The organism is Amycolatopsis sp. TRM77291 (genome assembly GCF_054166285.1).
Window position 1 is genome coordinate 8,937,740 of sequence record NZ_JBSZHF010000001.1, and the last position, 24,826, is coordinate 8,962,565.

26 protein-coding genes are annotated in these 24,826 nt (G+C 69.8%); 18 read left to right on the plus strand and 8 right to left on the minus strand.

The annotated features are described in order from the left end of the window. Positions 1–20: 20 nt before the first annotated feature. From dhaK to ACXIZN_RS42075, 6 genes are all read left to right on the plus strand, one after another. Entirely contained in the window at positions 21–1,022 is a 1,002-nt protein-coding gene (gene dhaK / locus ACXIZN_RS42050) for a dihydroxyacetone kinase subunit DhaK (protein WP_457960286.1), read from the plus strand. Next, positions 1,022–1,645, plus strand: coding sequence for a dihydroxyacetone kinase subunit DhaL (dhaL, locus tag ACXIZN_RS42055; protein ID WP_457960287.1), 624 nt, complete (start codon positions 1,022–1,024; stop codon positions 1,643–1,645). Before dhaK ends, dhaL begins: the two co-directional genes overlap by 1 nt. Next, positions 1,642–2,316 (plus strand): dihydroxyacetone kinase phosphoryl donor subunit DhaM, encoded by a 675-nt coding sequence (gene dhaM, locus ACXIZN_RS42060; RefSeq protein ID WP_457960288.1) that lies wholly within the window; start codon positions 1,642–1,644, stop codon positions 2,314–2,316. Before dhaL ends, dhaM begins: the two co-directional genes overlap by 4 nt. Positions 2,317–2,748: 432 nt before the next feature. After that, entirely contained in the window at positions 2,749–4,533 is a 1,785-nt protein-coding gene (locus ACXIZN_RS42065) for a 3-hydroxyacyl-CoA dehydrogenase family protein (protein WP_457960289.1), read from the plus strand. A gap of 10 nt (positions 4,534–4,543) precedes the next feature. Further along, complete coding sequence (locus ACXIZN_RS42070) at positions 4,544–4,903, plus strand: hypothetical protein (protein ID WP_457960290.1); 360 nt, start codon at positions 4,544–4,546, stop codon at positions 4,901–4,903. 10 nt (positions 4,904–4,913) lie between these two features. Beyond that, positions 4,914–5,747, plus strand: coding sequence for a hypothetical protein (locus tag ACXIZN_RS42075; RefSeq protein ID WP_457960291.1), 834 nt, complete (start codon positions 4,914–4,916; stop codon positions 5,745–5,747). On the opposite strand, the gene ACXIZN_RS42080 is transcribed toward ACXIZN_RS42075, so the two are convergent. Beyond that, positions 5,744–6,217: an Lrp/AsnC family transcriptional regulator gene (locus ACXIZN_RS42080; protein ID WP_125673773.1), complete on the minus strand. Its 474-nt coding sequence runs from the start codon at positions 6,215–6,217 to the stop codon at positions 5,744–5,746. The two genes, ACXIZN_RS42075 and ACXIZN_RS42080, sit on opposite strands and share 4 nt — an antisense overlap. Positions 6,218–6,276: 59 nt before the next feature. Between ACXIZN_RS42080 and ACXIZN_RS42085 the strand changes: the two genes are divergently transcribed. Together ACXIZN_RS42085 and ACXIZN_RS42090 are read left to right on the plus strand one after the other, a co-directional pair. Then, the gene (locus ACXIZN_RS42085) at positions 6,277–7,395 is read left to right on the plus strand and encodes a trans-sulfuration enzyme family protein (RefSeq protein WP_457960292.1); all 1,119 of its coding nucleotides are present in this window, start codon (positions 6,277–6,279) and stop codon (positions 7,393–7,395) included. A gap of 60 nt (positions 7,396–7,455) precedes the next feature. Continuing rightward, positions 7,456–7,839 carry a DUF6401 family natural product biosynthesis protein gene (locus ACXIZN_RS42090; protein ID WP_457960293.1) on the plus strand — a complete coding sequence of 128 codons (384 nt, stop codon included), beginning with the start codon at positions 7,456–7,458 and terminating at the stop codon, positions 7,837–7,839. Positions 7,840–7,873: 34 nt separating this feature from the next. Here the strand turns inward: ACXIZN_RS42090 and ACXIZN_RS42095 are convergent, their stop codons facing one another. Both ACXIZN_RS42095 and ACXIZN_RS42100 read right to left on the minus strand, forming a co-directional pair. Continuing rightward, positions 7,874–8,794: a membrane protein gene (locus tag ACXIZN_RS42095; RefSeq protein ID WP_457960294.1), complete on the minus strand. Its 921-nt coding sequence runs from the start codon at positions 8,792–8,794 to the stop codon at positions 7,874–7,876. Positions 8,795–8,892: 98 nt separating this feature from the next. Beyond that, positions 8,893–9,105 carry an FmdB family zinc ribbon protein gene (locus ACXIZN_RS42100; protein WP_457960295.1) on the minus strand — a complete coding sequence of 71 codons (213 nt, stop codon included), beginning with the start codon at positions 9,103–9,105 and terminating at the stop codon, positions 8,893–8,895. A gap of 51 nt (positions 9,106–9,156) precedes the next feature. Between ACXIZN_RS42100 and ACXIZN_RS42105 the strand changes: the two genes are divergently transcribed. After that, positions 9,157–10,281 carry an alkaline phosphatase family protein gene (locus ACXIZN_RS42105; RefSeq protein ID WP_457960296.1) on the plus strand — a complete coding sequence of 375 codons (1,125 nt, stop codon included), beginning with the start codon at positions 9,157–9,159 and terminating at the stop codon, positions 10,279–10,281. 68 nt (positions 10,282–10,349) lie between these two features. Here the strand turns inward: ACXIZN_RS42105 and ACXIZN_RS42110 are convergent, their stop codons facing one another. Further along, the gene (locus ACXIZN_RS42110; protein ID WP_457960737.1) at positions 10,350–10,913 is read right to left on the minus strand and encodes a class I SAM-dependent methyltransferase; all 564 of its coding nucleotides are present in this window, start codon (positions 10,911–10,913) and stop codon (positions 10,350–10,352) included. A gap of 51 nt (positions 10,914–10,964) precedes the next feature. Between ACXIZN_RS42110 and ACXIZN_RS42115 the strand changes: the two genes are divergently transcribed. Together ACXIZN_RS42115 and ACXIZN_RS42120 are read left to right on the plus strand one after the other, a co-directional pair. Beyond that, a complete protein-coding gene (locus tag ACXIZN_RS42115) occupies positions 10,965–11,717 on the plus strand; it encodes an AraC family transcriptional regulator (protein WP_457960297.1) in 753 nt (250 codons plus the stop codon). 533 nt (positions 11,718–12,250) lie between these two features. Next, complete coding sequence (locus tag ACXIZN_RS42120) at positions 12,251–12,538, plus strand: hypothetical protein (RefSeq protein ID WP_126732689.1); 288 nt, start codon at positions 12,251–12,253, stop codon at positions 12,536–12,538. A gap of 1 nt (position 12,539) precedes the next feature. Here ACXIZN_RS42120 and ACXIZN_RS42125 read toward each other — a convergent pair whose 3' ends face one another. Continuing rightward, positions 12,540–13,082 carry a GNAT family N-acetyltransferase gene (locus tag ACXIZN_RS42125; RefSeq protein ID WP_457960298.1) on the minus strand — a complete coding sequence of 181 codons (543 nt, stop codon included), beginning with the start codon at positions 13,080–13,082 and terminating at the stop codon, positions 12,540–12,542. Between ACXIZN_RS42125 and ACXIZN_RS42130 the strand changes: the two genes are divergently transcribed. Both ACXIZN_RS42130 and ACXIZN_RS42135 read left to right on the plus strand, forming a co-directional pair. Beyond that, positions 13,081–13,818, plus strand: a complete 738-nt coding sequence (locus ACXIZN_RS42130) for an alpha/beta fold hydrolase (protein ID WP_192743193.1) — start codon at positions 13,081–13,083, stop codon at positions 13,816–13,818. The two genes, ACXIZN_RS42125 and ACXIZN_RS42130, sit on opposite strands and share 2 nt — an antisense overlap. Positions 13,819–13,928: 110 nt before the next feature. Further along, positions 13,929–15,137: a glycosyltransferase gene (locus tag ACXIZN_RS42135; RefSeq protein WP_457960299.1), complete on the plus strand. Its 1,209-nt coding sequence runs from the start codon at positions 13,929–13,931 to the stop codon at positions 15,135–15,137. A gap of 46 nt (positions 15,138–15,183) precedes the next feature. Here the strand turns inward: ACXIZN_RS42135 and ACXIZN_RS42140 are convergent, their stop codons facing one another. Then, the gene (locus ACXIZN_RS42140; protein WP_457960300.1) at positions 15,184–16,020 is read right to left on the minus strand and encodes a phosphotransferase; all 837 of its coding nucleotides are present in this window, start codon (positions 16,018–16,020) and stop codon (positions 15,184–15,186) included. Between the two features lie 135 nt (positions 16,021–16,155). Between ACXIZN_RS42140 and ctaD the strand changes: the two genes are divergently transcribed. The 5 genes from ctaD to ACXIZN_RS42165 all read left to right on the plus strand — a co-directional run bounded on the left by ctaD (position 16,156) and on the right by ACXIZN_RS42165 (position 22,323). After that, the gene (ctaD, locus tag ACXIZN_RS42145) at positions 16,156–17,934 is read left to right on the plus strand and encodes an aa3-type cytochrome oxidase subunit I (RefSeq protein WP_034308844.1); all 1,779 of its coding nucleotides are present in this window, start codon (positions 16,156–16,158) and stop codon (positions 17,932–17,934) included. A 222-nt stretch (positions 17,935–18,156) separates the two neighbouring features. Beyond that, the gene (serB, locus tag ACXIZN_RS42150; protein WP_457960301.1) at positions 18,157–19,386 is read left to right on the plus strand and encodes a phosphoserine phosphatase SerB; all 1,230 of its coding nucleotides are present in this window, start codon (positions 18,157–18,159) and stop codon (positions 19,384–19,386) included. After that, positions 19,383–20,141: a peptidyl-tRNA hydrolase gene (locus ACXIZN_RS42155; protein WP_457960302.1), complete on the plus strand. Its 759-nt coding sequence runs from the start codon at positions 19,383–19,385 to the stop codon at positions 20,139–20,141. The genes serB and ACXIZN_RS42155 overlap by 4 nt, the downstream gene beginning before the upstream one ends. A 17-nt stretch (positions 20,142–20,158) precedes the next feature. After that, the gene (locus tag ACXIZN_RS42160) at positions 20,159–21,907 is read left to right on the plus strand and encodes a serine/threonine-protein kinase (protein ID WP_457960303.1); all 1,749 of its coding nucleotides are present in this window, start codon (positions 20,159–20,161) and stop codon (positions 21,905–21,907) included. Positions 21,908–21,918: 11 nt separating this feature from the next. Beyond that, positions 21,919–22,323 carry an OsmC family protein gene (locus tag ACXIZN_RS42165; RefSeq protein WP_457960304.1) on the plus strand — a complete coding sequence of 135 codons (405 nt, stop codon included), beginning with the start codon at positions 21,919–21,921 and terminating at the stop codon, positions 22,321–22,323. Between the two features lie 9 nt (positions 22,324–22,332). Here ACXIZN_RS42165 and ACXIZN_RS42170 read toward each other — a convergent pair whose 3' ends face one another. Continuing rightward, positions 22,333–22,686: a hypothetical protein gene (locus tag ACXIZN_RS42170; RefSeq protein ID WP_126732697.1), complete on the minus strand. Its 354-nt coding sequence runs from the start codon at positions 22,684–22,686 to the stop codon at positions 22,333–22,335. A gap of 57 nt (positions 22,687–22,743) precedes the next feature. Beyond that, positions 22,744–24,801: an ATP-dependent DNA helicase gene (locus tag ACXIZN_RS42175; RefSeq protein WP_126732698.1), complete on the minus strand. Its 2,058-nt coding sequence runs from the start codon at positions 24,799–24,801 to the stop codon at positions 22,744–22,746. Positions 24,802–24,826 lie beyond the last annotated feature (25 nt).

Genomic DNA, 24,826 nt, shown 5'->3' on the forward strand with positions numbered 1-24,826 from the left:
CGACGTGCCGGAGGCCACCCTTGAAGAAGATCATCAACGACCCGAAGACGGTGGTCGCCGAATCCTTGCGCGGGCTCGCCGCGGCGCACGCGGACGTCCTGCGCGTGGAGGACGACCCGGCGCTCGTGGTGCGCGTGGACGCGCCTGTGGCGGGCAAGGTCGCGGTGATCTCCGGTGGCGGCTCCGGGCACGAACCGCTGCACGGCGGCTTCGTCGGGCAGGGCATGCTCGCGGCCGCCGTCCCCGGCGCGGTGTTCACCTCGCCGACGCCGGACGCAGTGGAGGCCGCGGTCAAGGCCACCACCGGCGGCGCGGGCGCGTTGCTGATCGTGAAGAACTACACCGGTGACGTCCTCAACTTCGAGACCGCCGCGGAACTCGCCGCCGCCGAAGGGCTGGACGTGCGCAGCGTGGTGATCGACGACGACGTCGCGGTCAAGGACTCCACCTACACCGCCGGCCGTCGCGGGGTCGGCGGCACGGTACTGCTGGAGAAGGTCACCGGTGCCGCCGCCGAACGAGGCGACACACTCGACGCGGTGGAGGCCTTGGCGCGCAAGGTGATCGGCCAGGTCCGGTCGATCGGCGTCGCGCTCACCGCGCCGACCGTGCCCCACGCGGGCGAGCCGAGTTTCGACCTCGCCGACGACGAGATCGAGTTCGGCATCGGCATCCACGGCGAGCCCGGTATCGAGCGGACCGCGGTGGTGACGGCCGACGAGCTCGTCGCGCGCATGGTGGACGCGGTGGTCACGGATCTGCCCTTCGCCGAGGGCGACAAGGTCCTGCTGTTCACGAACTCGATGGGCGGGACCCCGCTGGTCGAGCTGTACCTGGCACACGGGATCGCCGAGCGGCTGCTGGCCGAGCGTGGCATCGTGGTCGAACGGCGGCTGGTGGGGCCGTACATCACCAGCCTCGAGATGCAGGGGATGAGCCTGACGTTGCTGAAACTGGACGACGAGCTGACCGAGTTGTGGGACGCGCCGGTGAACACCCCGGCCCTGAGGTGGGGAGTCTGATGGCCTGCACCGCCGAGACGCTCGCCGCCGCCTTGCGGGCGGCGGCCGCCGTGATCGCCGAGCACCGAGCCGAACTGGTCGACCTCGACCGCGCGATCGGCGACGCCGACCACGGCGAGAACATGGACCGCGGGTTCGGCGCCATCGTGTCCGCTTTGGACACCGCGACGCCAGAGACTCCCGCCGCGGTCGCGAAGCTCGCCGCCACGACGCTGATCTCGAAGGTCGGCGGCGCGGCGGGCCCGTTGTACGGCACGGCGTTCCTGCGTGCGTCGGTCAAGCTGGGCGACGCGGCCGAAGTGGACGGTCCGCTGCTCGTCGACGCCCTGCGCGCGGCACTCGAAGGAGTGCAGGCGCGCGGCAAGGCCGTCGGGGGAGACGCGACCATGGTCGACGCCCTGATCCCCGCCGTCTCCGCCGCCGAGGAGGCCTCCGGCTCCGGTATCGCGGAGATCCTGACCACCGCGGCGGACGCCGCGGACAAGGGCGCGGAGTCCACTGTGGAGCTCGTACCGCGCAAGGGCCGGGCCTCGTACCTCGGCGAGCGGGCGAAGGGCCATATGGATCCCGGTGCCCGTTCGACGGCTCTGCTGCTGCGCGCGTTCGCGGAGGCCGCCAAGTGAGCGTCGGAATCGTGCTCGTCTCCCACAGCGCCAAACTCGCCGAAGGGCTCGCGGAACTCGCCGCGCAGATGGCGCCGGACGTCACCATCGCGGCGGCGGGCGGCCTGGCCGACGGCGGGATCGGGACGGACTACGACGAGGTCGTCGCCGCGACGCAGCGCGCCGATTCGGGCGCGGGCGTCGTCCTGCTCTACGACCTCGGCAGCGCGCAGATGACCGCGGAACTGGCCGTCGAATCGCTCGCCGACCCGTCGGCCGCGGTCGTCGTGGACGCGCCGCTGGTCGAAGGCGCGATCGCCGCCGCCGTCGCGGCGCAGGGCGGGGCGGACCGGAAGGCCGTCGCCGAAGCCGCGGCGGCGGCGGGCGCGCCGCCGGACCTGACGTTCGACGAAGGCGCGCAGGACGGCGAGAGCAGCGTCGAACTCACGCTGCGGAACGACGTCGGGCTGCACGCGCGGCCCGCCGCCGTCCTGGTCCGGAGCATCGCGGGGCTGGACGCGCAGGTCACCGTGCGGCTCGGCGACGAGACCGCGGACGCCAACAGCGTGCTCGCGCTGATGGCGCTCGGTGCGCGTCAGGGCGACCGGATCGAGGTCCGCGCGAAGGGCGCGCAGGCCGAGGAAGCACTCAGCAAGGTGAAGGACCTCGTCGACCAGAACTTCGGAGAGTGAGCTGAGGCCGGCACCGACATGTCGCGAAAGCCACTTTCGGGACATCAGGCGTCTCGAAAGTGNAGGTCCGCGCGAAGGGCGCGCAGGCCGAGGAAGCACTCAGCAAGGTGAAGGACCTCGTCGACCAGAACTTCGGAGAGTGAGCTGAGGCCGGCACCGACATGTCGCGAAAGCCACTTTCGGGACATCAGGCGTCTCGAAAGTGGCTTTCGCGACATGGAGGGCCGGACGTTCGGGAGCGGGCGCCCACGACCGCGGTCAGGTGGTGGTAAAGGTCCCTTGATCCGGCCATCGACGCCGGAGGAAAAGCGTCTTCCGGCGTTCGTCCGCGAGTGACACTTACTCGATTCGGAGGGTGACAGCCGCTGCTTTCCACGCCCCGGCATGGCACGATCGGAGAAACTACCAGCGAGTAACCTCCGGAGGCCGGTTGTGGCGCGGGAAATCTCGAGTGTGGGAGTCATCGGTCTCGGCACCATGGGCGCCGGGATCGCCGAGGTGCTCGCGCGGAGCGGCGTGTCCGTGGTCGCGGTGGAGATCGACGACGACGGCGTCCACCGCGGCCGCGGTCATCTGGAGCATTCGACCGAACGGGCGGTGACCGGCGGCAAACTCGACGCCGGCGGCCGGAGCGCGCTGCTCGACCGGATCCGGTACACCACGTCGCTGGCCGAACTGTCCGATGTGGACCTGGTGATCGAGGCGATCCCGGAGAACCTCGAAGCGAAATCCGACGTGTTCGCCCAGCTGGACAAGATCACCGGCCCGGACACGATCTTCGTCTCGAACACCTCGTCGCTGTCGATCACCGAGATCGGCGTGCACACCGCGCGGCCGGGCAAGGTCGTCGGGATGCACTTCTTCAACCCGGCGCCGATCCTCAAACTGGTCGAGATCGTCCGCACCGTCGTCACCGAACCCGAGGTGGTCACCGACGTCGTCGCGTTCGCCGAACGCCTCGGCAAGACCCCGGTGGTGATCGGCGACCGCGCCGGGTTCATCGCCAACGCCCTGCTCTTCGGGTACCTCAACCACGCAGTGCGGATGTACGAGCAGCGCTACGCCACGCGCGAGGATCTCGACGCGGCGATGCGGTTCGGCTGCGGATATCCCATGGGGCCCTTGGCTTTGCTCGACCTCATCGGGCTGGACACCGCGTACGAGATCCTCGACACGATGTACCACCAGTCGCGCAACCGGCTGCACGCGCCGGCGCCGCTGCTGAAGCAGATGATCACCGCCGGGCTGCTCGGCCGGAAGACGGGCCGGGGTTTCTACACCTACGACGAGCCCGATTCGCCGACGGTGACCGACGCGGTGACGGAGTCCACAGTGTCCACATCGGACACTGTCCCGCCTCGCGAGGTGCGCAAGGTCGGCGTCGTGGGGACCGGGACCATGGCGACGGGCATCGTCGAGGTGTTCGCGAAACGCGGTTACGAGGTCATCCTCCGGGCGCGGAGCGCCGAGAAGGCCGCGGCGTCCGTCGCGCGGGTGAAGAAGTCGCTGGACAAGGCCGTCGTCAAGGGCAAGCTGTCCGAGGAGGACGCCGCCGCCGCGCTCGGCAGGATCTCGCCGGCGGTGGAGTTCGACGAACTGGCCGACGTCGACCTCGTCGTCGAGGCGGTGGCCGAAGACCTGGCCGTCAAGCAGGCGGTCTTCGCCGCGCTCGACGACGTCGTGAAGCCGGGCGCGGTGCTGGCGACGACGACGTCGTCCCTGCCGGTCATCGAATGCGCTGCCGCCACCTCGCGGCCTTCGGACGTGGTCGGCGTGCACTTCTTCAATCCGGCGGCGGTGATGAAACTCGTCGAGGTCGTCTCGACCATCGCCACCGCGCCCGACGTGATCGCGACCGTCGACGCCGTCTGCGCGGCGGTGGGCAAGCACCCGGTGCACTGCGGCGACCGGGCGGGCTTCATCGTCAACGCGCTGCTGTTCCCGTACCTGAACGACGCGGTGAAGATGCTCGAAGCGCACTACGCGGAGGCCGACGACATCGACACCGCGATGAAGGTGGGCTGCGGGCTGCCGATGGGCCCGTTCGAGCTGCTCGACGTCGTCGGGCTGGACGTCTCACTGGCGATCCAGCGGACCCTGTACAACGAATTCCGTGAAGAGGGCTTCGCGCCCGCGCCGCTGCTCGAACACCTCGTGACCGCCGGACGGCTCGGCCGGAAGACCGGAAAGGGCTTCAAGGACTACTCGGCCCGGTAACTTGGGGGCCATGCCGGTTTCCTCGGGGGTCAGGAAGCGGATCAAAGAGCTTCTCGATCCGGACGACGAGATCCACTACGTGTTCCCTGCCGACATCCTCGGCAGTACCAATCCCAGCGTGTTCTTCGCGGTGACCCGCAAGACGATCACGATCCTCACCACCGGGTACCTGAGCCGGAAGACCCCGAAACGGGTCGTCGCGACGACACTGCGGAACCACCGGATCGGACCGGTCGACACCTCGACCGTCCCGTGGTTCAAGTTCAACGGCGTCGACTACGAGATCGACGACGAGTACATCGCGGTCGTGCACGCCGCCGATGCCGAGATCATGCGGGCAAAACCTGAAGATCCGTTGCCGGACCTCTAAGCTCCCGGGAGTGCGTCAGCTCACCTACGACGGGGTGCCCATCCCCGGCCTGAACGACCTGGTCCGGACGGCCATCCGGCTGCATCCCGCGCCGGGGGTGCCCGGTCCGGACGAAAGCCACTTCGGCGGTCCGCTGCTCTGGCCGTCGGACGAGCCGTGGCCGGAGTGCCCGGTGACCTGGCCGCCCGACCCGGACGCGTCCGACGACGGGTGGCGGGCCGGGCATCGGCTCGACGGCCCTGTCCCGGCGATGGTCGGCGCGGCCCAGTTCTTCCGCGACGACTTCCCGGAGCTGCCCTTCCCCGAGGGCACCGACGTCCTGCAGATCCTCTTCTGCCCGATGGAGCACGACAGCCCGCATCACCAGGGGCCCGCGGTCCGGCTGGTCTGGCGTGATTCGGGCGAGGTGCGGGACATCATGGACATGCCTCCTATCCCTGAAAACGCCGTAGCCGCCTACCTGCCGGATCCCTGCGTTTTCGAACCGTGCTCGATCGACGAGCTTCCCCGGCTCTGCGACTTCCCGGCGGAGACCCGCGCCGCGCTCGGCATCCCCGAGGGCGCGGGTGATGACCCGGACGGCTGGCCCGAGCTGGACCAGTACTCGAAGATCGGCGGCTGGACCGCCTGGGACGCGACCGATCGGCACGAGCTGGGCTGCCGGGAGTGCGGCGCCGAACTGCGCCAGACGATCGCGCTGGCCTCGGAGGAACACGAGGTCGGCTGCGGATGCGAGGTCGCCGAGGGCGAGGCGGCGGGCTGGTCGTTCCGTCGTCAGGGCGTGCTGAACGTCTTCACGTGCCCTGCCGACGTCACGCATCCCTTCAAGGTCCGGATCGATTAGGCGGGCGGTAGCAAAGGTCCCCCGCTCCAGTGCTGGAAGACCAGGTTCGTGTGCACCCGGGCGACCTCGTCGCGGGCGGTCAGCTCGTCGAGGACCAGCCGTTGGAGCTCGGTCGCCGACGCGGTGGCGACGTGCGCGAGGAAGTCGTCCGGGCCGGTCAGGTGGTAGACGGCGCGGACCTCGGGCAGGGCCAGCAGATGCTCGACGAACGAATCGACCAGCGCCCGCCGGTGCGGGCGGACCTGGACGAACAGGAGCGCTTCGAGCGGGCGGCCGAGTTTGGCGGCGTCCACCTCGGCGCGCTGGCCGGTGATCACCCCGAGCTCGCGCAGCCGGTTGACGCGGTCGAGACAGGTCGAGGGCGCGACGCCGACCTCGGCCGCGAGATCCTTGTTCGAGATCCGGGCGTCGTTCTGCAACAGCCGCAGAATACGAAGATCAACCGTGCTCAGTTCGACGGAATCCGACATCGGCGAATGATATCCGAGGATATTGCGGTCGATCCGGTGAAAATCGCACCATCTGGGGCATGACCGCAACGCTGCGCACCCGAGCCGTCCACGCCGGCCGTGACGATCTCACGGACCTCGGCGTCCACGCCGCTCCGCTCGACCTGTCCACGACCTACCCGTCGCGGGACAGCGTCGAAGAGGCGGGCCGCATCGACGAATTCGCCGCATCGGGCTCGCTGTCCGGGCTCCCGGTCTACGGGCGGCTGAGCAACCCGACCGTCGAACGCTTCGAGAAGGCACTGGCCGAACTCGAAGGGTTCGAAGACGCCGTCGCGTTCGCCACCGGCATGGCCGCGGTATCGGCTTCATTGCTCGCCGCCGTCGCGCAGGGCAAACGGCATGTCGTCGCCGTCCGGCCGGTCTACGGCTGCACCGACCACATGCTCACGTCCGGCCTGCTCGGCACCGAGGTGACCTGGGCCGATCCGGAAGGCGTCGCGTCGGCGCTCCGGCCGGACACCGGGCTGGTGCTGCTCGAAACGCCCGCGAACCCGACCCTGCGGGAGGTCGACATCGCCGAGATCGTGCGTGCCGCGGGCGAGGTCCCGGTGCTGGTCGACAACACCTTCGCGACTCCTGTGCTCCAGCGGCCGGGGCGGCACGGCGCCCGGTTCGTCCTGCACAGCGCGACCAAGTTCCTCGGCGGCCACGGCGACGTCATGGGCGGCGTCGTCGCTTGCAACGCCGAAGACGCGGGGATGCTGCGGCAGATCCGCTTCGCCACCGGAGGCGTGCTGCACCCCCTCGCCGGATACATGCTGCTTCGCGGCCTATCGACACTTCCGCTGCGCGTCAACGCCGCGTCCGCGACGGCCGCCGAACTCGTCGAGCGGCTTCGCGGTCACGCGAACGTGAGCGCCGTCCACTACCCGGCAGTCGGCGGCCCGCTGATCGCGTTCGAGGTCGAGGGTGATCCGCACGCGCTCATCGGCGCGGTCCGGCTGATAACGCCGGCCGTCAGCCTCGGCAGCGTGGACTCGCTCATCCAGCACCCCGCCTCGATCAGCCACCGGATCGTCGCCGAGGACGACCGGCGCGGCGCGGGCGTCACCGACCGGCTCATCCGCATGTCGGTGGGACTGGAGGACGTCGAGGACCTGTGGCACGACCTGGATCAGGCACTCAAGACTTGCTGAGTTCTGCGATCGTCGTCACCGGGATGTCGACAAATCGTCCGGCCTGGCTAACCTGGTCGGGTGAAAGATCTGGTCTCGTCCTGGGTGGAATCTTCGGCTCGTAGCACACTTTCCCGGCTGCACCAGCAGATCGGTGTCGCCGGGCTGGCCGCTGCGGCGACCGTGCCCGGGCTGTCGGCCGTCTTCGATCAGCACTCCGCCGCGGTGCGGGACATCCTCGCGGCGGGGGTCGAAGGTTCGGCGGCGGTAGCCGGGGTCGTCCTTCTCGCCGGCTACACGCGCGGGCTGCTCGACGAGGCGAAGACCAAGGGGTGGACGTTCCGCATCCCGGCCGATCTGTCCGCCTGGACCACCAGCGACTGGATGACCGCGCGGCTGGTCGGCGTGTGTTCGCTGGCCGCCTCGATGGACGACCGGCGGACCCAGCCGAGCGGGAACGGGTAGGGCGGCCGGACGCCCCACCCGCTCCCGTGGAAGGTCAGCGGTACTCCGGCGGAGGGGGCATGTTTCCACCGGGAGGCCGCTGGCCGGGATCCTGGTGCTGGGGCACCTGACCCTGGCTGGGCGGGAACTGCTGGTGCTGCGTCGGCGCGTCCGGGTTCGCGGCGTGGTGCCCGGCGGACACCGGCTGGTGGACGGTCGTCCGCTCGGCGGGCACCCCGCCCGAGCGTCCGGCGTCCTCACGTCCGCGCTGGTAGGCCTCGGCCTGCGCCTTCGCGGCGGGGATCTCCGCCTCGGCCCGGCCGAGCCAGGTCTCCCAGCGCTGCTGCATCGGCTTGATGAGACCACCGCCGACACCGACGACGGCGATACCGCCGACCGTGGCGAGCACGGCGATCAGCACCGGCATCGTGACCGCGGTGGCCACGCCGATCTGGTTCAGCGCGGCGATCGCGCCGAGGCCCCAGATGAACACCGAGGCGATGGTGGCGAGCACCTTGCCGTAGGAGACACCGCCGAGGGCGTTGCCGATCAGGTCCTTGACCGCCTTGGCGACCGCGCCGGCGATCACCACGATGACGATCGCGACGATGGCGCGCGGCAGCCACGCGACGATGTCGTTGAGCAGCGCGCTCACCGGGTTCGGGCCGAACACGCCGAACGCGAACTGCAGGGCGATCAGCAGGATCGCGTAGTAGACGATCTTGCTGATGATGTTCGACGCGTCGAACTGGCTGCGCGCGAGCATCTGTTTGAAGCCCCCGCGTTCGAGGAGCCGGTTGAACCCGACCTTCTCGAGCACCATGCTCACGGCCTTCGAGAGCGCCTTGGCGATCAGCCAGCCGATGAACAGGATGACCAGGAACGCGAGCAGTTTCGGGACGAAGGTGGCGACCGAACTCCAGGCGCTCGACACGCCCTGACCGAAGTCGACGGCCGCCAGTGCTGATGTGGCCACTGGACTTTCTCCCTTCCCACCACTGGAGCTTCCAGACTGGTGGGAAAGGGGTACCCGCCATTCGGGCGATCACACGTTGCGCCACCCGAACGGGTGGGTCAACCGCAGCAGCCGCCTCCGCAGCAACCGCCTCCACTTGCGGGAACGGGGGCGGGGCCGGAAGCCGACCCGGTCAGCGCGACGGTCGTCAGCAGTTTGACGGTGTCCTGGTGGCCCTCCGGGCACGGGGCGGGCGCACCGGACTCGCTCATCGGCCGCAGGAGTTCGAAGGTCCCGGCGCATTCGCGGCAGCGGTAGGCGTAAGTCGGCATGTCCGGCATTATCCCATCTCCTTTCGCGCTCCGGGATGGCAAGCTGGCCTGGTGGAACTGCCTGTCGCGGCGCACGTGCCGCATCTCGGCCAAGTCGTCCCGTCCGTGCTCTCCGCCCTCGGCGCCGACGGGTTCGCGAACTCGTTGAGCCTGGCGGAGGCGTCCAGTGCCTGCGTCCTGCTCATCGACGGTCTCGGCTGGGAACTGCTGGCCGGGTACGCCGCCGACGCACCCGTGCTCACCCAGCTGGCGAAGTCGCCGCTGCGGGTCGGTTTCCCGGCGACGACGGCGGCCGGACTCGGCGCGATCGGCACCGGCCTGGCGTCGGGGGAGCACGGCCTGGTCGGCTACAGCTTCGAGGTACCGGGCACCGGCGTCCTGAACGCGCTGCGCTGGAGCAGCCATGTGGACGGCGGCGATCTCCGCGGCGCGCTGCCGCCGCGGGAGGTGCAGCCGCTGCCGACGACGTTCGAACGCGCGGCGGCCGCCGGGATCACGACGAGCGTGGTGTCCTCGGCGAAGTTCGCCGACACCGCGCTCACCCGCGCGACGCAGTCCGGTGCGCGTTACGTGGGTGTCCACGCGCTCGGCGATCTGGCCGCCTGTGTCCTGCACTGCCTCGGCACGCGGCCCGCGTTCTGCTGGGGCTATCACAGCGAACTCGACATGCTGGGCCACATCTACGGGCCCGGTTCGGCGCCGTGGCGGATGCAGCTGCGCCAGGTCGACCGGCTGGTCGAGTCCATTGTGGACGGGCTGACGCCCGGTGCGCTCCTCGCGGTCGTGGCCGACCACGGCATGGTGACGGTCGAGGGCGCGCTCGACATCGACGAGACCCCCGCGCTGCTCGGCGGTGTCCGGGCGATCGGGGGCGAGGTGCGGGCGCGGCACGTCTACAGCGAACCGGGCGCGGAGGCCGACGTCCTCGCCGCGTGGCGCGAGGTCGTCGGTGAGCGGGCGTGGATCCTCCCGCGCGACGAGGCCATCGAGGCCGGCTGGTTCGGCCCGGTTTCCGACCGGGTGCGCCCGCGTATCGGCGACGTCGTCGTGGCGTCGAAAGGACGGTTCGGGCTCGTGCGGGAGCTGGCGGAGGCCGTCGAGTCCTCTTTGATCGGCCAGCACGGCTCGCTGACGCCGGCCGAACAACTCGTCCCGCTGGTCCTCGCGCGCGGCTGACCCCCGCATTTCGTCCTCTGGATGCGGTCCTTGCGCGTGCAACTACCGCATCCAGAGGACGAAATGCGTCAGGCGGGCTTCCGGGCCGAGAACTTCACGGAGCGCTTCGGCACGTGGTCGACCTTGACGTCGGTGAACCCGGCGTCGGTGAGCCGGGGCCAGAGCGAAACCGGGTCGAGCGCGTTCATCGTGTCGCCGATGTGGAGCAGCCGGAACGGCAGGCTCTCCAGGCTGTCGATCGCGCGGAGGACACCGCCGGGGCGGAGCACGCGGAACGCCTCGGCGAAGATCGAGTCCTGCAACGCCGTCGTCGGCACATGGTGCAGCATCGTGAAGCAGACGACCGCCGAGAACTCGCCGTCCTCGAAGGGCAACGCCGCTCCGTCGCCCCGGACGATCCGCACCCGGCCGTCGAACTCCCGTTTGAGGAGGTCCGCCGACGCTTCGTCGATCTCAACGGCCGTGAGCCGGGGAACGAGACTTTCGAGGGCGCGCGTGGTCGCGCCGAAGCCCGGGCCGATCTCCAGCACGGAGTCGCCGAGGTCGAAGCCGGCGACGTTGCCCGGCATCTCGTGGGCGACGGCCTTCGCCCACAGCGCGGAACTGCAGAGTTTGCGGTGCACCAGGTTCATCGGCATGAAGCCGAACCTAACGGTGACCGGTAGGCGATAGGCTGCCAACTGATGTCGCAAATCGGACTCCTGCCGCCGATGTCGACGGCGATGGTGCTCGGCGAGATGGATCTGTCCGCGGGCACCTGGCTCCCGTGGCACGAGCACGACGGCCACCAGCTCGCCTGGGCGGCCAGGGGGATCTTGAGCGTGAACGTCGGCGATCGGTACTGGGTGCTGCCGCCGACGCGGGCGCTCTGGATCCCGGCGGGCGTCGTCCACCGGACCGGCGCCACCGCGCAGACCGTGTTGCGGGGGATCTACGCCGCCCGCGACCGATGCCCGGTGCGCTGGCCCGAACCGACGCTCGTCGCCGTCCGCCCGCTGCTGCGGGAACTACTGGAGCACCTCGGCGCCGCCGACCTCGGCGACGACGCGCGCCGCCGGGCCGAGGCCGTCGCCTTCGACCTGCTCGAACCGGTGGACGTCGTGCCGATCACCGTGCCGATGCCGTCGGACGGACGCGCGCTGACCGTCGCGCGGGCGGTGATCGCCGATCCGGCGGACCGCCGTGGTCTCGCCGACTTCGCGTACGAAGCGGGCGCGAGCGAACGGACCCTCGCGCGCCTGTTCCTGACGGAGTGCCGCACGACGTTCGGCGCGTGGCGGGTGCAGGCCCGGCTGCGCGCGTCCTTGCCGCTGCTGGCCGAGGGCATGCCGCTGACCGCGGTCTCCCGCCGGATCGGCTACTCCTCGCCGAGCGCGTTCGTCGCCGCCTTCCGGCGCGCGGTCGGTGTGACGCCGGGCGCCTACTTCGGCGGCTAGCCCGCGAGTTCCGTCTTCCGTCACGCGAGTTACGCCTTTAATCACGCGAGTTACGCCTTCAATCACGCGAGTTACGCCTTCAGACACGCGAGTTACGCCTTCAATCACGCGAGTTGCGTCTGCGATCACGCGAGTTCCGTCTTCCGTCACGCGTGATCGGATGGACACCACGCGTGATCCGGCCGACACGCGTGATTGGGTGGCCCACATGCGTGATCGGGTGGCCGCCATGTATCCACGGCCCGGTTCCACCACGTGCCGCCCCTCCGGTCACGTGTTGGCCACCCGATCACACGTGATGGCCGCCGGATCACGCGTGATCGCAGGCGGAACTCACGTGATCGCAGGCGGATCACACGTGGCTGGAGGCGTAACTCGCGTGTCTGGAGGCGTAACTCGCGTGACGGAAGGCGCAACTCGCGTGTCTGGAGGCGTAACTCGCGTGATCGGAGGCGTAACTCGCGTGTTCGACAGGCGGGACGAACACCGAGCGAGCGGGATCACACGGCATCCGGCCGTATACCGTTTCGGGCGTGCCACGACGTAACCGGCCCGAACGCGGTGGACGCCCCGACCTCGGCGCGTCGACCGGCTGGGCGCGTTCCGAATCCGCCGCCGACGGCGACTGGCTGGTGCGCACCGTGCCCGGCGCGCAGGCCACCAAGGACTACCGCTGCCCCGGTTGCGATCACGAGATCCGGCAGGGGACCCCGCATGTGGTCGCCTGGCCCGCCGACGACACCGGCGGGGTCGCCGACCGCCGCCATTGGCACAAGGCGTGCTGGGGCGCGCGGTCCAGGCGCCGTCCCGGACGCTGGTGACTCAGCGCCGCATGTGCAGTGAGGGCGCTCCCTCGAACTCCTCCTCCGTGTGGATCTTGAAGCCGAGCCGCTCGGCGACCCGGATCGACGGTTCGTTGGCCACCATGATGTTGGCGATCACCGGGACGTCGGGGATCTCCCGTTCGGCCCATTCGACGACGGCGGCCGCCATCTCCGTCGCGTAGCCCTTGCCCCAGGCGAACGGCCAGAAGCGGTACGCGAGGTTCAGCACGCGCTCGCCGTTCCATTCGTGATACCGGACGCCGCCGAACCCGACGATCACCTCGGGATCGTCCAAAGCGGACACCGCGAGATAGCCGAATCCGTGCTCGGCCCAATGCTTCATCCAGGCGTCGTACAGCTCCCGCGCGCCCTCGACGGTATGCGGCACGCCGTTGAACTTGTTCGTCTCCGGATCGGCCTGCAGCGCGACGATGTTCTCGCGGTCCGCCTCGCGCAGCCTCCGCAGCAGCAGCCTCTCCGTTTTGATCTCTGTCAGCACGGATCTGACGATAGCCCCAGGGTGCGACAGAATCATCGCCATGAAGGATCTCCCGCTGGTACTGCTGCACGCCTTCCCCGTCGACGCCCGCATGTGGGACGCGGTCCGCGCGCCGCTCTCGGAACGCCTGCGGCTGATCACCCCCGACCAGCGCGGCCTCGGCCGCAGCCCGCTGCCGGAAACCGACCGGGAACCGGATCTGGACGACGCCGCCCGCGACGTCGTGGCGCTGCTCGACCGGCTCGGTCTCGACAAGGTCGTCCTCGGTGGCTGCTCGATGGGCGGCTACCTGACGATGGCGGTGCTGCGCCTGGCGCCGGAGCGGGTCGGCGGCCTCGTGTTCATCGACACGAAGGCGACGGCCGACACCCCCGAGGCCGCGCAGGCCCGGCACGACGTCGCGGCCAGGGTGGAAGCGGAAGGCACCGCCTGGATGCCCGAAGCCGTCACGCCCGGATTGCTCGCCGAAAAGGCCCGTCCTGAAGTGGCCGAACGGCTTCGTGAACTGATCACGACGCAACCGCCGTCCGGCGTGGCGTGGGCGGCACGCGCGATGGCGGCGCGGCCCGATTCACTCGAAACGCTGCGTTCGGCGGACGTGCCGGCGTTGGTCGTGGTCGGCGAAGAGGACGGCCTGACTCCACTGGCGGAGGCGAACACCCTCGTGGAAACGCTGCCGGACGCCACGCTGGTCGTGCTGCCGGAGGCCGGGCATCTGACGCCGCTGGAGGATCCGGCCGGAGTCGTCGAAGCGATCTTGGGCTGGTATCCCGCGTAAAAACGTTTCCCCTGCCCCTTCCAAGGTATAGCGGACCCCGGGGCTTGCGGCAAGCCCCCATTCCCGGTCCACAATTCGTGCCTTCACGTTTTTGCCGAAGGGGGATTCCCATGCGTGTACTCCTGTCCACCATCGGGACGAGGGGTGAGGTGCAGCCGCTGGTGGCCTTGGCGGTGCGATTGCGGGAACTCGGTCAGGACGTCCGGCTTTGCGCGCCGCCCGATTTCCGCGGCTGGGCCGAAGGCCTCGGGATTCCTTTCGCGCCGCTGGGTCCGGAACTCCGGCCGACCGCGAAGCCGGATTCCGCCATGACCAAGGCGATGGCCACACCCGAGGGGCGGCGGGCGATGGCCGAGGCCATGGTCGTCGGGCAATTCGAGACGATGCCGGAGGTGGCCGAAGGCTGCGACGCCGTCGTCGCGGGAATGGCCTTGAACATCGCCGCGCATTCGGTGGCCGAGCGGAAAGGAATTCCTTATTTCTTCACCGCCTATTGCCCGATAACGCTGCCTTCACTGCACCATCGTCCGCCCGTTTTCCCGGGCTGGGCACCGAAGAATCCCGATGCCGCCATCCCGGCCCTGTGGGCGGACGACGCGGAACGGTGGAACGCGCAATGGGGTGGTGTGCTGAACGCACAGCGGGAAAAGCTCGGTCTCTCATCGGTCGACGACGTCCGCGGGCATATCTTCACCGAATCCCCGTGGCTGGCCGCAGATCCGGTGCTGGCGCCGTGGCGGGGACCATCGGCGCTCGACGTGCACCAGACCGGCGCCTGGCTCCTGCCGGACCACAGTCCGTTGTCCCCGGAGCTGGAGGCCTTCCTCGACGACGGGGAACCCCCGGTCTACTTCGGATTCGGGAGCATCCGCGCCCCGGAGGAGATCGCGAAGGCGATGATCGAGTCGGCGCGGGCGCACGGGCGGCGGGCGATCGTGTTCCGCGGCTGGACGGAGCTGGCGCCGATCGACGACGAACCCGACTGCCTCGCCATCGGGGACGTCAACCAGCAGGCGCTCTTCCCGCGGGTCGCCGCGGTCGTGCACCACGGCGGCGCCGGCACGACGACGGCGGCGACGCGGGCCGGGGTGCCGCAGGTGCTCGTCCCGCAGATGTTCGATCAGCCGTACTTCGCGCAGCGGGTCGGGGAACTCGGGGTGGGGACGTCGATCACCGGTGAGCCCTCCGCCGAAGCGCTGACGCTCGCTCTGGACGAGGTGCTGCGTCCCGGCGTCGCCGAGCGGGCGCGTCAGGTCGGGGGTGAGGTGCGGACGGACGGCGTCGACGTGGCGGCCGAGCTCCTGATCTCCCGCGTTTAGTCCTCTCGATGCGGTAGTTGCGCGTGCAAGGACCGCATTCAGAGGACTAAATGCGGGAGAAGTAGCGCTCCAGGGCGGCTTCGGCCTCAGGGAGCCGCGCCGGGAAGCGCCGCGCGATCACGAAGCGCCAAGGGACCTCGAACAACCGCCGCAACGCGATGAACGGCTCCAGCGACGCGGGCGTCACATCGGCCGGGTACGCGGCCAAGGTCTCGTGCCCGGCCTCCGCGAACAGCACGCCGAGGTCCCACCCGAGCGGTCCGCGCCAGGTGTCCTCGAAGTCGAGCCAGCACGGTCCGGCCGCCGTCGCGACGACGTTCCCCCGATGGGCGTCACCGTGCAGCGGCCGCGGCTCGGTGTCCGGCAGCGCGGCCGCCACCCGCTCGAGTTCCTCGTACAACCGGGGTGCCGCGTCCCCAAGGAGAGCCCCGTTCCGGTCGAGCAGCGTCCGGAGTTCGCGGACCGGTCCGAGTTCGGGCAGTTCACCGGGGTAGTCCGCGAGCGCGTCGTGCACCCGGGCGAGCGAAAGAGCCACCTCGCGCGGCGACAGCGTGTGCCCCGGCTCGTGCGGGGTGTAGTGCCAGAGAGTGACCGGGAGACCGCCGGCGAAATGCGGTCCCGCCGGGGGATCCGTGGTCGGTGAGACGACGAGCACACCACGTTCCGTGAGGTACCGCGACAGCTCGACGTCGCGCCTGAGCCAGTCTTCGGGCGAGGGTCGCGCGAAGCGCGTCGTGCCGGGCACCCGCGCCACCACCGGACCCAGTCTCACCAGCACGTTCGACTTGAAATGCAGGACCTCGGGGGCGCCGGTCGGCAGCCCGTACCGGGCACCGACGGCGACCGCCGCGGCCACTCCCGCACGGGTGTGTTCGTCGGTCACGGCGCGATCTTGCCAGCCGGTGCGCGCGACTGTCGGTAGTGAGGGCTACGATCCCCACTAGCCGCCGGAGTGGGTCCCGAACCCGCCCGGCGACCGCAAATTGACCACCACAAGGTTTGAGTGTTGGAGGCAGGAGTGACGGCCGTAGCCCCCAAGCCGATCGCCACGCGCCCGTATCCCGCGCGCGAGTCGGTTAAGGGTTCGTACCTGCTGCGGTTGTTCCGCACGACGGACCACAAGCAAATCGGCATCATGTACCTGGTCACGTCGTTCGCCTTCTTCATGGTGGGCGGCGCGATGGCGATGCTGATCCGCTCCGAGCTGGCGCGTCCCGGGCAGCAGTTCCTTTCGCAGGAGCAGTACAACCAGCTGTTCACCATGCACGGCACGATCATGCTGCTGCTGTACGCGACGCCGATCCTCTTCGGTTTCGCGAACTTCATCCTGCCGCTGCAGATCGGTTCGCCCGACGTCGCCTTCCCGCGGCTGAACGCGTTCTCGTACTGGCTGTACCTCTTCGGTGGCCTGATCGTGATGTCCGGCTTCCTGACCCCGGGTGGCGCCGCCGACTTCGGCTGGTTCGCCTACACCCCGCTGTCGGACGCCATCCACTCGCCCGGCGTCGGCGCCGACCTGTGGATCTCCGGTCTGGTCGTCTCCGGTCTCGGCACCATCCTCGGTGGCGTCAACATGATCACCACGGTGGTCTGCCTGCGCGCCCCCGGTATGACGATGTACCGGATGCCGATCTTCACCTGGAACATCCTGGTCACCAGCATCCTGATCCTGCTGGCGTTCCCGATCCTGACCGCGGCCCTGATGGGCCTGCTGGCGGACCGGCATCTCGGGGCGCACGTGTTCGACCCCGCGAACGGCGGCGTGATCCTCTGGCAGCACCTGTTCTGGTTCTTCGGCCATCCAGAGGTCTACATCGTCGCCCTGCCGTTCTTCGGGATCGTGTCGGAGATCTTCCCGGTCTTCAGCCGCAAGCCGATCTTCGGTTACAAGGGCCTGGTCTGGGCGACGCTGGCGATCGCCGCGCTGTCGGTGGCCGTGTGGGCGCACCACATGTACGCGACCGGCGCCGTGCTGCTGCCGTTCTTCTCCTTCATGACCTTCCTGATCGCGGTCCCGACCGGCGTGAAGTTCTTCAACTGGATCGGCACGATGTGGAAGGGCCAGCTGTCCTTCGAGACGCCGATGATCTTCTCGATGGGCTTCATCGTCACGTTCCTCTTCGGCGGTCTGACCGGCATCATGCTGGCCGCGCCGGCGATCGACTTCCACGTGTCCGACAGCTACTTCGTCGTCGCGCACTTCCACTACGTGCTCTACGGCACGATCGTGTTCGCCACGTTCGCCGGGATCTACTTCTGGTTCCCGAAGATCACCGGCCGCATGATGGACGAGAAGCTCGGCAAGTGGCACTTCTGGACCACGTTCATCGGCTTCCACGCCACGTTCCTGGTGCAGCACTGGCTCGGCGCCGAAGGCATGCCGCGCCGGTACGCGGACTACCTGCAGTCCGACGGGTTCACCACGCTGAACACGATCTCCACGATCGGCGCGTACATCCTCGGTGCCTCGACGCTGCCGTTCATCTGGAACGTCTTCAAGAGCTACCGGTACGGCGAGATCGTCACGGTGGACGACCCGTGGGGCTACGGCAACTCGCTCGAATGGGCGACGTCCTGCCCGCCGCCGCGGCACAACTTCACCGAGCTGCCGCGGATCCGGTCCGAGCGCCCGGCGTTCGAGCTGCACTACCCGCATATGGTCGAGCGCATCCACAAGGAGGGTGAGATCGGCTTCTTCGGGAAGCAGAAGGTCAACACCCATCGCGCGCCGTCCCAGGTGCTCACCGAGGCGGCCATGCCGGGTGACCACTCCAAGGACAACTCCAGCGAGAAGTGACCCGATAAGCGGAATCGGCGCGTGCCTTGCCTCACACAGGGGCAAGGCACGCGCCGTTTTCGCGTTCGGCTGAGGGAGACTGACCCCGTGACGCAGACACCAGTTCTCATCACCACCACCGGTCCCGACAAGCCGGGTGTGTCCTCGGTNCGGCGCGTGCCTTGCCTCACACCGGGGCAAGGCACGCGCCGTTTTCGCGTTCGGCTGAGGGAGACTGACCCCGTGACGCAGACACCAGTTCTCATCACCACCACCGGTCCCGACAAGCCGGGTGTGTCCTCGGTGCTGTTCGCCGTGCTGTCGCGCCACGACGTCGACGTCCTCGACGTCGAGCAGGTCGTCATCCGCGGCCAGCTGGTGCTCGGCGTGCTCGCCGGCGTGTACCGCGACCCCGAGGGCCTGCAGGAATACGTCGAGCAGGCGATGGCGTCGGTCGGGATGGAGGTCGAGGTGAAGATCGGATCGGCCATCGGCGCCGACCCGTTCGCCATCGGTCAGAAGGACTCGACGCATGTCCTGCTGATGCTCGGCCGCCCGGTGACCGCGCGGGCGTTCTCCGACGTCGCGCGCCGCCTCGCCGCGCTGGACGTCAACATCGACTCGATCCGCAGCGTCGCCGACTACCCGGTGACCGGGCTGGAGCTGTACGCCTCGCTCGCCCAGGACACCCCGGAGGCCGACGCCGCGCTGCGCACCGCGCTGGCGGACGCCGCCGTCGAGGCCGGGATCGACATCTCGGTCGAGCGGGCCGGGCTGGCCCGCCGTGCCAAACGCCTGGTCGTCTTCGACGTCGACTCCACGCTCATCCAGGGCGAGGTCATCGAGATGCTCGGCGCGCACGCCGGCGTCGAACCGCAGGTCCGCGAGATCACCGAGGCCGCGATGCGCGGCGAGCTGAACTTCGGCGAGTCGCTGGAGCGCCGGGTCGCGCTGCTGGAGGGGCTTCCGGAGACCGTGCTGGACGAGGTCGCCGCGTCCATCGAGCTCACCCCGGGCGCGCGCACGACCATTCGCACGCTGAAGCGCATGGGCTTCCGCTGTGGCGTCGTTTCGGGTGGTTTCACCAAGATCATCCAGTCCCTCGTGGACGACCTCGGTCTCGACTTCGCCGCCGCGAACGAACTCGAAGTGGTCGACGGCAAGCTCACCGGCCGGGTGGTCGGGGACATCGTCGACCGCGCGGGCAAGGCGACGGCGCTGCGCCGGTTCGCCGAGGAGTACGAGATCTCGCTGGAGCAGTGCGTCGCCGTCGGTGACGGGGCGAACGACATCGACATGCTGTCGGTCGCCGGGATGGGTGTCGCCTTCAACGCGAAGCCCGCGCTGCGCGAGGTCGCCGACACCGCGCTCTCCCACCCGTACCTCGACGCCGTGCTGTTCCTGCTCGGGGTCACCAGGGGCGAGATCGAGGCGGCCGACGCGGCCGACGGTCTCGAACTCTCCCGGCCATGAGCGTTCTGGAGCCGCTGGCCGCGCGCTACGCGTACTGGCTGGGGCTGCCCGCCGAAGACACGGAAGACACCTCGGACGAGGATCCCGCCGAGGTCCGCGCGATGCCGGTGATCCTGCGGATGGAACGGGCCGAACCACCGTCCCGTACCGCGTTGCTGGAGGCCGCGGCGGCCGCCGCGATCGCGGTCTGCCTCGACGAACGCACGTTGCCCGAAGGCGAATGGCACGAGCCGCTCAAGGCGTGGGTCGACGGCCGGATCCGCAAGGTCGCCCGGCGGGCGCGCGGCGCGCACTGGCACGCGGTCCAGGAGTTGCCGGGGATCACGATCGAGGTCGACGGCGCCGAGGCGCGGGCCTTGCTTCCCTGCCGCGTCGTCGAGACGCCGAAGGAGGTCTCGCGGCTGCAGATCTCCGGGAGCGAACTCCCGGCCGACGAGCCGGGCCCTGCACCGGACGGTGTCCCGCGGCTGCTGCTGAACCCCGAGGTCTCGATGACCGTCGGCAAGGGGGCGGCCCAGGTCGGGCACGCGACGATGATCCTCGCCGCACTGCTGGACGAGGCCGAACGGGCGGCCTGGGCCGAGACCGGGTTCCGGTGCTCGGTGCGGACGCCGCCGGTCGCGATCTGGAAGGCGCTTTGCCCGGTCGAGGACCCCGAAGGATCGTGGCGCCGTGACGGTGTCGTCGCGGTCCGGGACGCCGGTTTCACCGAAGTCGATCCCGGAACAGTCACGGTCATAGCCCAAAGGGCTTAGCCTCCTATACTCCCCGCATGGGTGACCGGCTGATCGCCGGGCGCTATCGCTTGGAGGAGCGGATCGGCGCCGGGGGCATGGGTGTGGTCTGGCGTGCCACCGATCTGGACCTCGGCCGGGTCGTCGCCCTCAAACGCTCGCAGGCCGGGGACAGCGGCCAGATCCGGCGCGAGGCGCGGATCGGCGCGGGCCTGCATCACCCGAATGTGGTCACCGTCTTCGACGCGGTGAACGACGGCGACGACCGCTGGCTGGTCATGGAGTACCTGCCTTCGCGAAGCCTCGCCGACGTCATCGACTCCGAGGGGCCGCTGCCACCCGGCAAGGTGGCCAAGATCGGCGTCCAGCTCGCCGCGGCGCTCGCGGCGATGCACGAGAAGGGCATGGTCCACCGCGACCTCAAACCGGGCAACGTCCTGGTGGCCGACGACGGTACGGCCAAACTCACCGACCTCGGCATCGCGCAGTGGGCCGAGGTGACCCGAACCGGCGGCGGCCTCGACGTGGGGACTCCCGGCTACGTCGCCCCGGAGATGGCCGAGGGGCGCCAGGCGGGTGCCGCGGCGGACGTGTTCTCGCTCGGCGCGACACTGTTCGCCGCCGTCGAGGGCACGTCGGTGTGGGGAGACGCGAGCGTCGGGCCGTTCGTCCAGCTCCGGCGGGCAACGTCGTACACGCTGGAGCCGATCCGCCGGGCGGGACCGCTGGCGCCCGCGCTGATGGAGCTGCTGCGGCGCAAACCCGCCGGGCGGCCGGACGCCGTCCGAGCCGCCGAGCTGCTTTCCGAGGTCGCGGACGTCGTCGTTCCCGCGCGGGTACGACGATTCCGGGTGACCAGGCGCGCCATCGCGATGGCGGTCGTCGCGGCGGTACTGGTGCTGACCGCGGGCTTGGTCTACGCCACGCGGGAACCGGCGTCGATCGCGGCGGGCCCGCCGTCCGAGCTGATCGGTGACCGGCGGTCGGCGGATCCTTGCGCGCTGGTGGACCCGTCCGTGCTGAACCACCTGGGATCCCCCGAACTGGACAGTGCCCGCGGCAATTTCAACTCCTGCGGTGTCCGGCTGCGCCTGAGCCCGGACGAGGACGACATCGTCGACGTCCGCCTCGAACTGACGACACCGACGTCACCCCTGCTGGAGAAGCCGGTGCCGGGGAAGCTGATCGTGCGCGAGATCCCGAGCGACTCCGAGGACAAATGCGCGCGTGGCATCCCGCTGCCGGACGGCAACCAGGTGTGGGTGCACGCCCGGCACATCCGGAACTGGCACGCGCATCTGTGCGATTACGTCGACCCGGTGGCCACGCACGCGGTGAGCGTGCTGAACCGGGAGCCGGTCGAGCGGCGTCCCGCGCCCTTCCCCGCCGGTTCGCTCGGGAGCCTGGACGCCTGCGCGCTGGGGGCGGACCTGCCGGAGGCGATCGTCGGCGGCCCGGCCACCCCGGATCCGGTCTTCGGCAACTGGGAGTGCTACTGGAACCATCGCGAGACGGAGGTGACGATCCGGTTCGAACGGGAACGGGCGCCGTTCGGGGACGGCGGCAGACGGGTCGCTCTCGGATCGCGGGAAGCCTTCGTGGAGGTCGCGCCGGAGTGGAAGGCTTGCCAGGCCGAGATCCCGCACCGGACCTTCACCGGCGACGGTCGTGCCATGATCGAGACGGTGGAGATCTATGTGGCGGACAAGGTCAAGCAGCCGCCCGAGATGTGCCCGGCCGCGGAACGGCTCGCCGGCGAGATCGCCCCCAGGCTGCCGCCACTCTGAAAGGGAGAACCGTGTCTTTGGAAGTCCAGCGCGACGGTGAGCACCGCTTCATCGGCCGCAACGAACGCGGTGCCGAGGTCGTGATCGGCCGCAAGGGCGCCGAGGGCGCCTTCTCACCCGCGGAACTGCTGCAGATCGCCGCGGCGGGCTGTTCGGCCGTCACCGCCGAGAACCTCATCACGCGCCGGATCGGGGAGGACTCGAAGTTCCGGGTCGGCGTGACCGCGGACCAGCGCGAAGGCGCTTCGGAGCTCGACGCCGTCCACGTGGCTTTCGATGTCGACGTGTCCTCGCTGGCCGCCGCGGATCGAGAGGCGCTTGCGGCGGCTGTGGACCGCGCGATCGAACGGTTGTGCACGGTGAGCCGGACGTTGAAGAAGGGCATCCCGGTCACGGAGGGCTTCCCGGTCGAGTAGCACCTGGGCTCAGTGTTTGGCGGGGTGGCCTTCGGCGCTCCAGACCACGTACGCCTCGTCGGCGTCGGTGGTCATGGCCTCGATGAACTTCTCGTTGTCGAAGCCGGGCAGCGTCTGCAGCCGCTCGATCAGCGCGTCGGCGGCCGGGTCGCCGCTGGGGATCGCGGTGCCCTTCCCGTCGGCGCCGGCGAGCATGAAGAAGACGTCTTCCTTCCACGGGCCTTCAGGGATCACTCTGACCACCACCGCGGACAGCTCGGACCACGTGACGGCTTCCTCGCTGCCGTCCGCGAGCTGGCGCCGCACTCCGGTGTCATCGACGCTGACGGTCCGGGATTGTGCGTTGGGCGACTCGTGGGACAACCGGTTCTCCCTGTCTTCGGCGTTCCGTTAACGGTACTCGGCCGTGTTCCAGGCCACTCAGGCCGGGGCGGCGGCGTCGAGGCGGCGCAGCGCGTCGCGGGCGACCTTCGGGTCCATGGTCGGCCAGAACGGCGGCAGCGAGGCGCGCAGGAATCCGCCGTAGCGGGCGGTGGCCAGCCGCGAATCCAGGATCGCCACGACGCCGCGATCGCTGACCGAACGGTGCAGCCGTCCGGTGCCCTGCGCGAGCAGCAGCGCCGCGTGCGTGGCCGCGACGGTCAGGAAACCGTTGCCGCCCCTGGCTTCCACGGCCCGTTGCCGGGCCGAGGAGACCGGGTCGTCCGGGCGGGGGAACGGGATCCTGTCGACCACCACGAGCTGGAGCGACGGACCGGGCACGTCGACGCCCTGCCACAGCGAAAGCGTGCCGAACAGGCAGGTGCGCGCGTCCTCGGAGAACTTCTGCACCAGCAGGCCGGTGGCGTCGTCACCCTGGCAGAGGATCGGCAGGTCGAGCCGCTCCCGCATCTCCTCGGTGGCCTGCTTCGCCGCGCGCATCGAAGAGAACAGGCCGAGCGTGCGCCCGCCGGCGGCCTCGATCAGCTCGGCCAGCTCGTCCATGGTCGAGGGCTGCAACCCGTCCCGGCCCGGCGGCGGCAGATGCTTGGCCAGGTACAGGATGCCGTTGCGTTTGTGGTCGAACGGGGAGCCGACGTCGAGACCGGTCCACTTCGGGCCGTCCGCGTCGTCACTGTCGGCGGGGGCGGCCTTGTCGGTCGCCGCGCCAGGTGCCTTCTCGACGCGCATACCGCCGGGCGGGAGACCCCACTGGCGGGCCATCGTGTCGAACGTGCCGCCCAGGGTCAGCGTCGCCGAGGTGAGGACCGTCGTGTGCTGGTTGAAGACCCGCTCGCGCAGCAGACCGGCGACACCCAGCGGGGCGACCTTCAGCGCGGGCGGGCGCGGGTTCGTGGAGAAGCGGTCCCCGGTCAGCCAGACGACGTCGCGCTGGTGCGCCTTGTCGTCGTCGAAGGCCTCCAGAAGCCGGACCGCGGTGTCGTGGACCTCTTCGAGCAGCGACCGCGCCAGCTTGCGGGCGGTGGCCTCGTCGACGTCCTCCTTGCGATCCTTGCCGAGCGCGGTGAGGCAGCGATGCGCGGCGTCACGGACCGCGGGGATCGCACCGGTGAGGGCCTGCGGCAGCGAGTCCATCCGGCCCGACGGCAGGTCGTCGAGGATCAGGGCCAGCCCGTCGCTCGCCTCCAGCAACTGGTCGGCCACGTCGTCGTCGACCAGTTTCCCGCAGCGCCGGGCGGCGGCGGAGACCATGCCGCTGGTCAGCTCGCCGGTCGCCACGGAGGTCACGCGGTCCACCAGGTCGTGCGCCTCGTCGATGATCACCAGGTCGTGCTCGGGGAGCACCTGGTAGCCCTGCAGCGCGTCGATCGCCAGCAGGGCGTGGTTGGTGACGACGACGTCGGCCTTGCCCGCCTCGGCGCGGGACCGCTCGGCGAAACAGTCCGTGCCGATGGGGCAGCGTGACGCGCCAAGGCATTCCTTGGCCGTGACCGACACCTGGCGCCACGCCTGGTCCGAGACGCCGGGGACGAGCTCGTCGCGGTCGCCGGTTTCGGTGTCGGACGACCATTCCCGCAGGCGGGTGACCTCCTTGCCCAGCCTGGAGACGGCGAACGGGTCGAACAGCTGCTGATCCTCCGGCTCGTCCGGGGCGCCGGAATCGAGCCGGTGGAGGCAGAGGTAGTTACGGCGGCCCTTGAGGATCGCGAAGGTGGGCTCGCGGCCGAGGGGTTTCTTCAGTGCCTTCGCCAGCCGGGGGAGATCTCTGTCGACGAGCTGGCGCTGCAGCGCGATGGTGGCCGTGGAGACCACGACCGTGGCCTCCTTCTCGACCGCGTGGCGGATCGCGGGTACGAGATAGGCCAACGACTTCCCGGTGCCCGTGCCGGCTTGGACGGCCAGGTGCTCGCCGGTGCGGATGGCCCGGCCGACGGCGTCCGCCATCTTGACCTGGCCCTCGCGTTCGGCACCGCCCACGGACTCGACCGCGTGGGTCAGGAGTTCGAGGACACCGGGGAAATCAGCACGGGAGGGCACGGGACAAGACGATAGCCGGGGGCAC